At 38.6% G+C, this 13,206-nt stretch carries 12 protein-coding genes; 6 read left to right on the top strand and 6 right to left on the bottom strand.

The window, feature by feature from the left end; all coding sequences use genetic code 11:
- Positions 1 to 326 (top strand): EVE domain-containing protein (locus GQR55_RS18440; protein ID WP_240916917.1); only part of this gene is annotated, 326 nt, incomplete at its 5' end.
- 74 nt (positions 327 to 400) lie between these two features.
- On the top strand, positions 401 to 1,435 hold the full coding sequence (locus tag GQR55_RS18435; protein WP_166421765.1) for a cytosolic protein: 1,035 nt from the start codon (positions 401 to 403) through the stop codon (positions 1,433 to 1,435).
- A gap of 36 nt (positions 1,436 to 1,471) precedes the next feature.
- Here GQR55_RS18435 and GQR55_RS18430 read toward each other — a convergent pair whose 3' ends face one another.
- Both GQR55_RS18430 and GQR55_RS18425 read right to left on the bottom strand, forming a co-directional pair.
- Complete coding sequence (locus tag GQR55_RS18430; protein ID WP_007587044.1) at positions 1,472 to 1,669, bottom strand: PLDc N-terminal domain-containing protein; 198 nt, start codon at positions 1,667 to 1,669, stop codon at positions 1,472 to 1,474.
- On the bottom strand, positions 1,669 to 2,736 hold the full coding sequence (locus GQR55_RS18425; protein WP_007587041.1) for a potassium channel family protein: 1,068 nt from the start codon (positions 2,734 to 2,736) through the stop codon (positions 1,669 to 1,671). Before GQR55_RS18425 ends, GQR55_RS18430 begins: the two co-directional genes overlap by 1 nt.
- 169 nt (positions 2,737 to 2,905) lie before the next feature.
- Here GQR55_RS18425 and GQR55_RS18420 point away from each other — a divergent pair, with 169 nt between their 5' ends.
- A complete protein-coding gene (locus GQR55_RS18420) occupies positions 2,906 to 3,580 on the top strand; it encodes a TIGR00366 family protein (protein ID WP_166421764.1) in 675 nt (224 codons plus the stop codon).
- 72 nt (positions 3,581 to 3,652) lie between these two features.
- Here the strand turns inward: GQR55_RS18420 and GQR55_RS18415 are convergent, their stop codons facing one another.
- The gene (locus tag GQR55_RS18415; RefSeq protein ID WP_166421763.1) at positions 3,653 to 4,669 is read right to left on the bottom strand and encodes a site-2 protease family protein; all 1,017 of its coding nucleotides are present in this window, start codon (positions 4,667 to 4,669) and stop codon (positions 3,653 to 3,655) included.
- Positions 4,670 to 4,841: 172 nt separating this feature from the next.
- Here GQR55_RS18415 and GQR55_RS18410 point away from each other — a divergent pair, with 172 nt between their 5' ends.
- Positions 4,842 to 6,053 (top strand): EAL domain-containing protein, encoded by a 1,212-nt coding sequence (locus GQR55_RS18410; protein WP_166421762.1) that lies wholly within the window; start codon positions 4,842 to 4,844, stop codon positions 6,051 to 6,053.
- Positions 6,054 to 6,085: 32 nt separating this feature from the next.
- On the opposite strand, the gene GQR55_RS18405 is transcribed toward GQR55_RS18410, so the two are convergent.
- On the bottom strand, positions 6,086 to 7,162 hold the full coding sequence (locus GQR55_RS18405) for a hemolysin family protein (protein ID WP_166421761.1): 1,077 nt from the start codon (positions 7,160 to 7,162) through the stop codon (positions 6,086 to 6,088).
- A gap of 84 nt (positions 7,163 to 7,246) precedes the next feature.
- Here GQR55_RS18405 and GQR55_RS18400 point away from each other — a divergent pair, with 84 nt between their 5' ends.
- Together GQR55_RS18400 and GQR55_RS18395 are read left to right on the top strand one after the other, a co-directional pair.
- Entirely contained in the window at positions 7,247 to 9,742 is a 2,496-nt protein-coding gene (locus tag GQR55_RS18400; protein WP_166421760.1) for a prolyl oligopeptidase family serine peptidase, read from the top strand.
- Between the two features lie 216 nt (positions 9,743 to 9,958).
- A complete protein-coding gene (locus GQR55_RS18395) occupies positions 9,959 to 10,663 on the top strand; it encodes a response regulator transcription factor (protein WP_024600237.1) in 705 nt (234 codons plus the stop codon).
- A gap of 16 nt (positions 10,664 to 10,679) precedes the next feature.
- Here the strand turns inward: GQR55_RS18395 and GQR55_RS18390 are convergent, their stop codons facing one another.
- Both GQR55_RS18390 and GQR55_RS18385 read right to left on the bottom strand, forming a co-directional pair.
- Positions 10,680 to 12,191: a YifB family Mg chelatase-like AAA ATPase gene (locus GQR55_RS18390; protein ID WP_166421759.1), complete on the bottom strand. Its 1,512-nt coding sequence runs from the start codon at positions 12,189 to 12,191 to the stop codon at positions 10,680 to 10,682.
- Between the two features lie 34 nt (positions 12,192 to 12,225).
- Entirely contained in the window at positions 12,226 to 12,840 is a 615-nt protein-coding gene (locus GQR55_RS18385) for a trimeric intracellular cation channel family protein (RefSeq protein WP_166421758.1), read from the bottom strand.
- Positions 12,841 to 13,206: the final 366 nt, after the last annotated feature.

Raw genomic sequence — 13,206 nt, 5'->3', positions numbered from 1 at the left:
TAATTTTTTCTGACTGCTTCTTCTGTATTTTTAAGTTTTTAATGTTTATATTCATATGGTTATCGCTTAATGCAGTGCCATTCTACCCAGACCCTACACAGTTTGATTTAAGCAGTGATTATTACGATGCCAAAGCCACCAGCGACAAACCACGCTGGGTTGTTGTTGAGGTAACTTATCAAAGCCACTTAAACAAACTGGTTAGCCTTAAGGATATTAAAGCGAATAATAATATTACTGAAATCGCACTTAAAAAAGGTGGGCGATTATCAATTATGCCCGTCACTAAAAATGATTGGGATGAAATAATTAAAATGGCGCAGTAGCAACTATTCCCTTCTGTTTGACCTAATTTCACTGAGTTTGATATGATCCGCGCCGACTTATAGCTGGAGGATTAATGAAATTACTGTATTGGTTAGATGAATGGTTAACTCTCCCGCGAGATGAACAACAAACCCAACTGCCTATGTCGGGTAGTGACTTACTCGGCGATGTATTTGTTAAGTATGAATTTGTTGACGTTAATAAGCCCCTGCTTTTTACTTTTTCTCCTGCTGGTACTAATGTGCAAGAACAAGATCTCAATCCTGATTTTGCACCTTGGGGTTATCACTTGGCTCAAAAACAAAACGTAAACGTAATCGCTTTTCAGCATTTAGGTAAAAGTAATTGGTTTCGTAATCGTAATTTAATCTTTTTTCTCGAGCAATTATCAACATTACTTACGCCGTTTAATTGTCGATTAGGCTATGGCTTAAGCCGTGGCGGATTTGCTGTTGGCGCTTTTGCTAAACTATTAAAGCTAAACCAAGTACTGTTCTTTCACCCGGTAAGTACTAAAAATAAAGAATTAGTACCCTGGGATGACCGCTCTAGTACCGATATAGCTCAGCAGTTTGACTGGCAACAAGATTATCACGATCTAGATTTAGGAGATGCCCAAGGCTATATTATTTACGATCCTACTAATCGTATAGACCGAATGCACGCCAAGCGCTATAAGCAGTTAACTCACTTGCGAGTATTTGGTATGGGACATGGCACACACGCTACATATTTGAATAAGTTTGGGTTTTATAAGCAAGTAGCCGTTGATTTCATTCAACATCAGCAAATCGATATTGCACAGTTTCGCCTGCAAACCAAAACCTTACGCTTAAAAGAAGATTATTATCAAAGTCTCAATACGGCTAATGCAGACTCCCCCCATCGTTTAGCATTATTGAGTACAGCGCATAAAATTTTAGCTGATGAAAAAGAAGTGTATGTACAAGAACATCAAGCAAAAATTGATATTCAGCCATTAATAGATGTGGCACTTAAGCACCAAGATGAGCACCCTAATGATGCTATTCAGCTATTAGAAGTCGCCCAGCAACTTCTACCTGACGACCCTCTAATTGAGCATAAACTCAAACAGTTGGAAGAGTAATTATTCCAACTAAAACGGCTATAAAGGCTAACTACTCTATTTAGCCTTTTTCTTTTTGTGCCTATGCTTGGGCACAATGGTAAAGTACATCATTAAACCTAACCAAGAAAATATAATGATTCCCATTAGCCAGCCATTCTTTTCATGACCCTGTGTACGCTTACTGTTGAGTACAATAACGACAGGTAATATGTAAGCACTTAAAACAACAATTAAAAATACAACTTCATTCATTATTTTTCTAGGCTCGACCAGTCTACTTCACTACTTAATACTCGATCTACCGATATATAGTGCAAAATATCGCCTTCACTTACTTTGTAATCTAATGGTGGGTTTAAATCCATATTTTGCGCACTTAAATTATGGGCAACACCTAACAGTATTGCATCATGCTCAAGCTTAAAATGATGAAACAAAGTACCAAACTCCATATCTTTGCAGCCACTTGGTACTTTCAAGCTAAATTGTGTATCGCCGTGCAAAGTAGATAGCAGCTCCTCTTGCACACGGCTCGAACCTGGATCTTGCATTGAGCGTACTAATATCTCAGCTGATTTTGCACTACTACATTCTACATTTTGGCAATGCTCTAACATCATCTCAACTTTAGTTTCATCTAAAAAGTGAGCACTTATATGACAATCATCTTTTACTAAGCGACTTATGCGCAGGGCTGTCGTAAATGTCTGGTCGTCATCTTGACCATCAATAATCACCTTATCAGCACTACGAATAGCTACCCGCTCTAGTTCAGCTAAATTTGTAAAACTCGTTAAACGTGCAAAATCAACGCTTTCGTTAGCTAAAAAAGGATGATCCATTTGCTCTGTTACCGCGAGTAAAATACGACGGTCAGTACGTTTCGTATCTGCCAAAATGTAATCAATCATCTTTTTTGTACGAGTGTCGTGCCAACCAAAAATAATAATATGGTGGTTACTGTGGGCAAAGTTTTTATCACCAGTCATAGCGCGCCTAATTAAGTAAGTAACAGTTTGTCCTGCTTTTCCTAGCAAAACACCAAATAAAGCTAAACCAAATGGAATTTGTATTAATGCTACCACCCAACGACCAAGATCAGTAGTTGGACTAAAGTCACCATATCCCACTGTTGATGTTGTTACTGTGTAATAGTAAAAAAAGGTAGTAAGCGAGGTTAACGCTTTCTCATTCGCTATAAATAGTAAGCTCCATGTTAATAGCATATGAGTCAAAATAGCTAATGCCACTGCTTGCCAACTCAACTGATCTATATGAGCGCGAACAAGTAACGCTAGCCTTTTAAATATCACCGGCATAATACAAAGTCTTCGTTAGTAAATTATCTATAAACAGTACGTTACTGTAAGCGATGCTTTTAAGCAATGTTTAAGCTTTTAACCACAAATATAAGACTAAATGCTGTTTGCCAATGGTGATTTTTCATGATTAATTAGCGTTAAAATAATAACCAAAACAGTTGTGCTTATGCTTAATAAAATAGCCCGCCCTTTTACTAAAATTGTAGAGCGCTATCTTCCCGACCCTTTTATATTTGTAATTTTACTTACAATAATTACTCTTATTAGTGCGAGCTTATTTACAACCGCAACCAACATTGAAGTATTACAAGCGTGGGGAGGTGGATTTTGGAACTTATTAAGTTTTGCTATGCAAATGCTACTAGTGTTAATTACAGGCTACATGTTGGCAAGTACGCCACCTATAAGTAAGTTATTAGAAAAACTAGCAACACTCGCAAATACAGCACCTAAAGCAATTATATTGGTAACGCTTATTTCACTTTTAGCGAGCTGGATAAATTGGGGATTTGGCTTAGTTATTGGTGCTCTTTTTGCCAAAGCAATTGCTAAACATACTCGTGTAGATTATCGATTATTAGTAGCCAGCGCTTACTCAGGTTTTGTTGTATGGCATGGCGGATTAGCCGGTTCAATCCTTTTAACTATCGCAACCGATGATCACTTTTCAGAGTCCAGCATTGGTATTATTAGTACAGAGCACACTTTATTTGCGGGCTTTGCAATGGCCGTTGCATGGGGTGATGCGTGGACTAATGTAATTCAACCTTTTTGGGCATTACCAGTCCTTGCTATAGCAGGCTTAAAAGCAAAAGATATTATGAGGTTTTTATATCGCTGATATTGAGCTTTTATTAATTTTTAACGGGCTGTAACAAATATTACAGCCCGCTTTTACCTAGAACGATAAAACCTAGCTCGATAAAATTGTCATCGGAAGACTTAAAATTGGATTTTCTGAATCGGCAAAGTGCATCATTACAGCTACATGCCCAGCGACTACAACGGCATACATAACCGCTGAGAAGCCTTGGCCATATTTATCTAGCGGCATTAAATGTGAGTAATGACGGCCTCGCCATTCAAATACAATTTCCAGCGCACCTACAAACAAAAAGAATACCAGCAACATTAAACCAAACGTATAGCTAAGCCATAAGCCAAATAGCACGCCTAACAAGCATACGCTTAAGCCAATCCATGAACGCATTGAAAAGCTAATACTTTTTAATACATGCCCGCCATCAAGCGGTAAAATAGGTAACAAGTTAAATAAATTTAATAACGCACTAAGAACTGCAACACCTGCAAATATTTCCATTTCAGTGGCGTAATACAAAACGACACCCAACACCGAGGTTATTAAACCAAACGCGGGTCCCATTAATGATATAACGACATCTTGCCAGCGAGTCGTTATTTTATCGTCACTTACAGCGAGCCCACCTACAAATGGGATTAAGTAAATACCTTTGGTTTTTATGCCAAAGTATTTCATTGCTCGCACATGGCCGTACTCATGTACGACTAAGCAACCAATTAGCATTAGTGCAAATTCAATACTAAATAACCACGCATAGCCTGCAACAGAAGCCCCTGCAAGCACTACTTTAATGACCTTAGCACTTTTAAAAAGCTTAAAGCCTAATGCAGCCAGACCTAAAAAGCCTTTTTTAGGTGACCCATTTGTAGGTGCTGGTAGCGCAAGCTGTGTTGCAAATTGCTCATCTACAAAAAGCGAAATACTTTGCTCTTCCGCCGCTCCAGTATCAATACCAATTACTTTGTTGTCGTGAGTAAACTGATAATAGTTTTCACGAGGGTTATCAAAGGTAATGGCTTGTTGTCCATGAAACACTTGCACAATTTTTTGCCCAGACACCATAAGCGAAAATGGTTGCTCGGCTAGGGTAAGATCTATTCTTATCATAATTAAGACCGTTTAAAACAATGGCGCTAGTATACCTGCTCACTTATAAAACACGAGCAACACAATAAAAATCTATTTCAAACTTAAAAAAATATAAATTAAAAGTACTGACAAAATTGAATCCCACTACTACTTTTACAGTAATGATAAATTCGCATTGAAAGAGATAACTGTGAAGAAAATAGTGTCTAATATTTTAGTTGTTGACGGCTCAAAAGCTATTTTGATCGTTATGGAAGCTATACTTAACGAATTAGGTATGTCTGACACTATAACTACGTGCTTAAGTGCAAAAGAAGCGCTTGATAAAGTAAAAAAAGATATCAACTATTTTGATGCTATTTTTACCGATCTCAATATGCCTGAAATGGATGGCATGGAATTAATCCGCCACTTAGGAGGATTAAATTATCAAGGCGGTATTATTATTGTTTCCGAAATGGATCATAAAGTTATTAGCTTAGCTGCCAATCTCGCCAACCAACATAACGCTCACCTCATTGGTAATATTTCAAAGCCAGTGCAACTATCTCAGGTTAGTAGGTTACTTATTAAAGTGGCGCAATTAAACAGCCACACTTTATTAAAAGAGTCAGCCATTTCAAAAGATGAGCTTATTGATACATTAAAAAATGATGAAATAACCCCTTTTTACCAACCAAAAATAAATGCTGACAGCAATAGAATCGAAAGCGTTGAAGTATTAGCCCGTATTGTATCGAGTAAAAACGGCAACGTTATTTTACCTAACCGTTTTATAAGCGTTGCCGAGCAACACAATTTAATTGATCAAATTACATTTTCTCTTTTTGAAAAAGCCACCAGCGAATTTATAAATATAAAAGCTCAGTTGGGCCACGACTTTAAAATGGCATTTAATCTATCACCAACCCAACTTGATGACTTAAACTGCCCGAATAAATTACTACTCATTTTAGAGCTAAATCAGCTTCCCCCTAGCAATATAATTATAGAAATAACAGAGCAGCATGCACTTTCTAGCCTCACGCAATTAGAAACGCTAAATAGATTAAGAATGCACGGCTTTGGCGTATCGCTAGATGACTTTGGGGTTGGTTTTACTAATATAAATCAACTTCGCAATCTTCCATTTACTGAGGTTAAAATAGACCGCTCACTTATCAGCCATATAGAAACAGATTTATTTTCTCAAGTAGTCGTAAGTTCGTTATTTAATATTACAAGTAAAGATCATTTAGATTTAGTTGCAGAAGGGGTTGAGCGTCCAGAAGAACTTGCTTATTTAAGGCACTATAAAAGAAACTTAGCTATACAAGGTTTCTTATTTAGCTACCCTAAACCACAAAGCGAGTTTATATCTTGGGCTAAAGATTGGGCTAAAACTGATAGAAGCACAGCTTAAAAAGATATTAATATTTACTCGGGGCTAATTAACTAGTTTTCACTCCGAGTGTGTTTATCTTCTTCACTGACTATATGCGCACTGCTTGCTAAACGTTTGTGCCAACGCTGCTTAGCTACCGCACGCATATTAGTAGATTGGTCTCGCTCATCAACAATCTCTAGCCCCATCAAGGCCTCAATCATATCCTCTAGCGTTACAATACCTTGCACGTCACCGTACTCATCAACAACTAAGCATATATGCGTGCGCTTTGTTAAAAGAGTTTGCAGTAACGATGATACATTTTGAGAGTCCGGCACCGTATAAATGGACTTGATCAATTTACTAATTTTATAATCTGTACCTAATCGATGAAACGCCAGCATAATATCGTTTTTATGCACAAAACCTATAATATCATCTGCATCTTTATCAAAAACCAGCACACGAGAAAACGATGACGACCCATGCTCGTTTAAATACTGATTAACCGTTAAGTCTTTGTGGATTTTAAAAATAACCGTTCGAGGCGTCATTAAGTCGCATAATTTTGCATGTCTAAAATGCAAAAGATTACGAATAATATCAGACTCATCCTGATGTAATGCACCTGACTCTGTTCCTATAGCAGCCATTGCTTCTATTTCTTGGCGAATATAGTAAGCCTCATCGTGCTTTGGACCCATTAAATTTGTTAGCTTTTGCGCAAACCATACAAAGGGCTTCAATGATATAACTAAAAATCGTAAAGCGTAGGTAACACTTGGCGTTAAAGCTCGCCAATAATTAGCACCCAATGTTTTAGGGATAATTTCAGAAAGGATTAAAACGAGAAATGTCATAATGGCTGATGCTATACCCACAGCCGCATCGGAAAATACGACAGCCGCTTGTGCGCCAACCCCTGCAGCACCCGCAGTATGGGCAACCGTATTTAAAGTTAAAATAGCAGCTAAAGGCTGATCTATATTGTTTTTAAGCTTTTCGAGCTGTTTAGCAAGCTCAGGATGATCTTTTCTAAGTGATGCAACATAACTAGGAGAGATACTTAATAACACAGCCTCCATCACAGAACATAAAAACGAAATAACAATCGCCACTACCATATAAACTATCAGTAAAGTCACTTTCTCTCCTCTATATTGGATATGTGAGCATGGTATCAATACATGCTATATTTGGCCAAACTTCCAATAATAATAGGCATAATAATGAAATTTAGCGCACCATGGTGTCATCAAAATAAGCTATTTAAGCATGCAGCGACTCTTTTGACGCTTAGCAGCTTGAGCTTTGCTGCAATAGCTGCACCATTGGATAAATCAAAAATTCAGTTTATCGGCCCACTTGCCGAAGATATGCAGTTAAAGCCTTTTCAAACACCTCATGGCAATGCCATTATTAATAACCTATTGCCGCAGCTACAAGCAGACTCAGATAGTTTTTCTGTATTTGGGAAAAAACAAAACTGGCAGCCGTTTAATAAAATCAATGCGCTCACTTTAGGTGGGTTACAGGCACTAAAATTTAATATCGAAACAACCCGCTTCACTCAAGGTACGCTTACCTTAAAAGGGATTGAGCAAGGTCAGTTATTTATTAATGGCGAACTACAAACAGGCGATAAAAATAGCTATAAGTTAGCTTTAAGTAACAGCACTCACTCAGTTTTAATAGTAACTCAGCAAGTAGCTAATTGGCATGACGTAACACTTGATTTTGCACCTAAAAATGACGTTGATAAAATTACGCTTAGCGCCTCACAAACAAAACGCTTATCTGCAAAACAATTGTTTGATGCCCCTACAATTAGCCAATTATCACTCGCACCTAATGCCAAGCAGTACGTTACTACTACTCGTACTTATAGCGATAAAACACAAAACCAAGCAAATACAGTTACTGTACTTAAAGATTCAGATAATCAAACGCTTTATCGCTTCGAAGCAGGCCAACCAAGTAACATTATTTGGAGTCCAGATAACCAATATTTAGTGTATTTATTAAATGGTGAGCTTAAACAACTTAGCCGTAAAAACTTATCAATAAAAACATTAGCAAACGATTTAGAAAGAGCCAATAGCTTTACCTTTTATAACGACACCAGTCTTTTGTTTAGCTGGTCTAAATCACCTGAGAGCACTAACAGCTTAACCAAGCGCTATAAGGGCTTACAAGATCGCTGGTCATATGCGCGTACCACTAGCCAAATTTATATGCTTGATACTAAAAGTGGGTTAACAAAACCACTCAGCCAAGGTCCTCTTTCTTATAGCCTTGAAGATTCAAATAGTAACCGTGGCAAAATATTAATGAGCCGCCCAGTAATGGCAATGCAGGCATCAACCCACCCAGAAACAGAACTTGTTGAACTCGATTTAAAATCAAACAAGCTTTCATCCCTCGGTAAATTTAAAACATTTAACCAAGCTAAATACGCAAATAAAGATATTTATGTTGTAGCAGGCCCTGACTTTAAAAATGGCGCAGGCAGAGCACTACCAAAAGAAATGCTTGCTAATAACTACGACGGGCAACTCTACCTACTTACCGAAGGCGGTAAAAACGTTAAAGCACTTAGCAAACAGTTTGCCCCAGCTATTGGCCAACTGCACGTTTTAGAAAACGGCGATGCGCTCATTAAAGTAACTGAACAAGACACTCAACCACTTTACCTATTTGATTTAAGTAAACAGCGCTTTAAAAAGTTAAATACAGGATTGGATATTGTTGAACAATTTAGCTATTCACACGATCGCAATACCGAAATTTTATTAAGTGGCACTAACGCTTTAGCGCCGCAACAACTAAAGCGCCTTAACGTAAGTAAAAATAAAACGGATTTAATATGGGATTCAAAACCAAGTAGCTATGCAAATACGCATATGCCAACATTAGAAGAATTTAATTTTAAAAATAAAAACGGTATTAAAATAACGGGTCGTGTGTACATTCCTAGCAACTTAGATAAAACTAAAAAGTACCCTGCGCTCGTATATTACTACGGTGGCACATCACCTGTTACTCGCGGTTTTACAGGTCGCTACCCATTTAATTTATGGGCAGAAAACGGCTACGTTGTTTATGTAGTACAACCTACGGGTGCAACTGGGTTTGGACAAAAGTTTTCAGCGCAGCATGTTAATGCCTGGGGCGACTATACAGCAGACGATATTATCGAAGGCACTCAAGCTTTTTTAAATAAATACGACTATGTTGATAGTAAAAAAGTCGGGAATTTAGGGGCTTCGTACGGTGGATTTATGACTATGCTACTAGCAACTAAAACCGATATATTTAGTGCCTCAATTGCCCACGCGGGTATTTCTAACATTACCTCGTATTGGGGTGAAGGTTGGTGGGGCTATTTATATTCTGGCGAAGCATCAAAAAATAGCTTTCCGTGGAATAACCCTGAGCTGTACAGCCAGCACAGCCCTGTGTTTCATGCCGACAAAGTAACAACCCCTTTGTTACTTCTTCATGGTGATAGCGATACCAATGTACCTGTTGGCGAAAGCTTAACTATGTACACTGCGCTTAAGTTACTAAATAAAGACGTAGAGTTAATAGAATACAAAGGTGCCGATCATCAAATATTTGCACGCGATAAACGATTTGACTGGTGGAATACCATGCTCGCGTATTTTGATAAAAAACTAAAAGACGAACCACAATGGTGGGACTCTATGTATAAAAATGACTAAGTCTGCTTCTTCTAAATAACAACTTAATACAGATTTATTAATTGTAGTATTAATTACTTAGCACCTTTGAATTAGTTTAAAGGTGCTAATCTCATCCTCTCATAACTTCTTGTACGCCTTTGAAATATTAAGTTAACTAAAACTAGTAAACCCCCTTCTCAGCATTTACCTAATGGTGCTACCATACAGAGCTATAAGCATTCAAAATAAAGTACTATGGCTATTAATGTTTTATTGGTTGAAGACGATGAACTACTCGTTAAACGCATCCAAAATCACTTTGCAGATACCGAATTTACAATAGAGGTAGACCCAACTGGCGCTGATGCACTTAGCATTGTTAGGCAACGAGTAAACCTGCGCGGTGCTATATCATTAGCCATAATTGACATTGTTTTGCCAAAGCGCGATGGACTTCAGCTCGCAAAGGAATTAAATACACTGACCGATATTGGCGTTATTGTATTATCGAGCCGCGACTCTCAAGCCGACCGTATAGCAGGCCTTGCACAAGGTGCCGACGACTACATTTGTAAACCAGTCGATTTACTTGAATTAGAGCTACGCATGCGCGCGCTGTATAAGCGTGTTGCCGTTAACCTAGAAGACGATGAAAGCGAAGAGTTTATAGAATATGCCGACTTTAAGCTTCATCCCGATAACCGCACGCTAATTACCGCTGCAGGTGTTGAATCGCGCTTAACTGAAGCCGAGCATAAAGTGCTTATTTGCTTAATTAGTAATGCCGGTAAAGCTACATCCCGTGAAAAAATATCAGAAGAAATAGGCCAGCCCGATTGGAGCCCAAACGATCGTACTGTTGATGTGCTTATTGGTCGTTTACGTAAAAAATTAAATGACGAAAAAGATCAAAAACGCATTGTCACCGTACGCGGTAAAGGCTATATGCTCTCTATTTAACTTAAACTTGGGTTATTTAGTACTTAGTTAATTGAGCAATAAGGCGCTCAAACGCACGGTAGTTAAGTGCCTCTTTCAGCTCATTTAAACTAATATTTTCAGCGCCTTTTAAGTCACTAATAGTGCGCGCCACTTTAATCACCCTATGATAAGAGCGTGGCGATAACGACAGTTTTTCGCTCGCTCTGGCTAAAAACTGCAACTCTGCAGGCGCCAGTACACAGTGCACACTCATTTCTTTGTTATTAAGCCTCGCATTAACCTTACCTTGGCGTTTTAGCTGCAAGTAATAAGCAGCTTCGACTCTTGATCTAACCTCAGCGCTGCTCTCCTCTGGCTGAGTACTTTGTAGCTCAACACTCGTTAACCTAGGTAGTTCTATTTGCAAATCAATCCGGTCAATAAAAGGCCCTGATACTCTTGATAAATAGCGCATAACTTGATCGGGAGTTGCCCGCTTATCTGTATGACTCCCTGTTGGGCTTGGGTTTAATGCTGTAATAAGCTGAAACTGCGCTGGAAATTCCATTTGCCTTGCTGCACGTGAAATAGTAACCGTGCCGGTCTCCATTGGCTCACGCAGTGAATCAAGCACCTTACGCTCAAATTCCGGTAATTCGTCCAAAAACAAAACGCCGTTATGCGCCAATGAAATTTCACCAGGCTTCGGGTTTGAAGAGCCACCAACTAAAGCGACTGCTGAGCATGTATGATGCGGATTACGAAATGGCCGCTGTCGCCAATTAGTTAAATCTATGGATTGTCCAATAATAGAGTAAAGCGCAGCTGTCGAGATAGCTTCATCGTCCGACATAGTGGGCATTATAGTTGCCATTCGCTGGGCAAGCATCGATTTACCAGTACCTGGGGGGCCTAAAAACAATAAATTATGCCCCCCAGCCGCAGCTATTTCAAGCACGCGCTTTGCACCGGGTTGCCCTTTAACATCGCTTAAATCGAGCAAAAAGTCAGGAGCTTGCGTGCAGTCGGGATACTCTATATTTAGGGGTAAGGGCTGTTGATTAAGTAAGTCTCCCCACACTTCTTGAATAGAACTGACGGCTTTGCGTTTAACACCGTTAACTAAACTTGCTAGGCTATCGTTTGCAAGAGGTAAAAAGCAGCAGCGATCTTGCTCTTTAGCAGCAAGTACCGAAGGTAAAATGGCGTTTACACCACGCACTTCACCATTAAGAGCAAGCTCACCATAAAACTCGTACTTATGAATATCAGGACACACTATTTGCCCTGAGGCGACTAAAATCCCAACCGCAATAGCTAAATCAAACCGTCCACCATCTTTTGGCAAATCGGCAGGGGCTAAATTTACAGTTATTCGTTGATCGGGAAAACGAAATTGAGAGTTTTCGAGTGCGCTACGCACCCTGTCTTTTGATTCTTTAACGGACGCTTCGGGAAGGCCTACAATATGAAAAGCGGGTAAACCATTTCCTAGGTGAACTTCTACAATAACTTCAGGGGCATTTATACCCACTTGAGCACGAGAAAATATGCGAGCTAACGACATTCCTTATCCTAGTAAATAGTGTGATTACACCAGTTTAGTCAGGATATTTAAAAACGTGTAATGTGATTTGCCATTTTATAGCAGCCAAACGAAGTAATAAGGTCATTAACATACCTAATATCATTGCCATTTCGGTTGCTAACGAAAAACCAATGCCAAGCGTATAAACAGTGCCACCCGCTATACATGTAATAGCGTAAAGCTCACCTTTTAATAGCATAGGGATTTCGCGTGCAAGTACATCTCGAATTAACCCACCAAAACAGCCAGTAATTACAGCCATAATTACCGCCGTCATATCGGGCATGCCAGCAAGTTGCGCTTTTTGCGCCCCCATTACGGCAAAAAAAGCTAAACCAAACGCATCTGCTGTTTGTAAAATATAATGAGGTATCGGCTTTTGTTTATTTATAAGGCGTGTTGTAACAAATACAGAAGCTAGTATGGCAAAAAAATAACTTTGGTCGTGTAACCAAAACACAGGAACATCTAAAATTAGATCTCGTACTGTACCACCACCAATAGCAGTTACCGTCGCTAAAACTACGACCCCAAAGCCATCCATTTTTTTTTCGTACGCTAGCAAAGTGCCCGACACAGCAAACACCGCAATGCCTATTAAATCAAACCAGTGATAAAGTTCTGTCATGTGTATTGTTACTTAAAATCTTTTAACCGTTTTAACATAAAATACTCTTTTTAAAAAATAAGTATTTTATTAAACGTTACGGGTCTTAGAGGAAAGTCATTAAATAAAGCAGAATATAAAGTATTTTACCAAACTGCAGACGCAAAAAATCACTCGATAAAGAGTGCGATTTTGTTTTAACTTTTAGTTATTTATTTCAGTAGTTTTGGGAGCCTGAGTTTGTAAAAAGCGAACCGACGACCTTTGCTTACTTGTGCAAAGTATTTTGCGCAGTAACGGTGAATTTTATAATTATAGAAATTCATTAAACTCCAGACACAAAAAATCACTCAATAATGAGTGCGATTTTGTTTTAACTTTTTAGAT

This window comes from Pseudoalteromonas sp. Z1A8, from assembly GCF_011378855.1.
GTDB lineage: Bacteria > Pseudomonadota > Gammaproteobacteria > Enterobacterales > Alteromonadaceae > Pseudoalteromonas.
Note: the sequence above shows the minus strand (reverse complement) of the source record. Positions and strands in the feature narration are given on the sequence as shown.

Excerpts from the sequence above, each read along its gene's own strand:
- GQR55_RS18435 (WP_166421765.1), top strand. The coding sequence starts at position 401 with ATGAAATTACTGTATTGGTTAGATGAATGGTTAACTCTCCCGCGAGAT.
- GQR55_RS18420 (WP_166421764.1), top strand. The coding sequence starts at position 2,906 with ATGCTTAATAAAATAGCCCGCCCTTTTACTAAAATTGTAGAGCGCTAT.
- GQR55_RS18430 (WP_007587044.1), bottom strand. The coding sequence starts at position 1,669 with ATGAATGAAGTTGTATTTTTAATTGTTGTTTTAAGTGCTTACATATTA.
- GQR55_RS18395 (WP_024600237.1), top strand. The coding sequence starts at position 9,959 with ATGGCTATTAATGTTTTATTGGTTGAAGACGATGAACTACTCGTTAAA.
- GQR55_RS18390 (WP_166421759.1), bottom strand. The coding sequence starts at position 12,191 with ATGTCGTTAGCTCGCATATTTTCTCGTGCTCAAGTGGGTATAAATGCC.
- GQR55_RS18400 (WP_166421760.1), top strand. The coding sequence starts at position 7,247 with ATGAAATTTAGCGCACCATGGTGTCATCAAAATAAGCTATTTAAGCAT.
- GQR55_RS18385 (WP_166421758.1), bottom strand. The coding sequence starts at position 12,840 with ATGACAGAACTTTATCACTGGTTTGATTTAATAGGCATTGCGGTGTTT.
- GQR55_RS18425 (WP_007587041.1), bottom strand. The coding sequence starts at position 2,736 with ATGCCGGTGATATTTAAAAGGCTAGCGTTACTTGTTCGCGCTCATATA.
- GQR55_RS18415 (WP_166421763.1), bottom strand. The coding sequence starts at position 4,669 with ATGATAAGAATAGATCTTACCCTAGCCGAGCAACCATTTTCGCTTATG.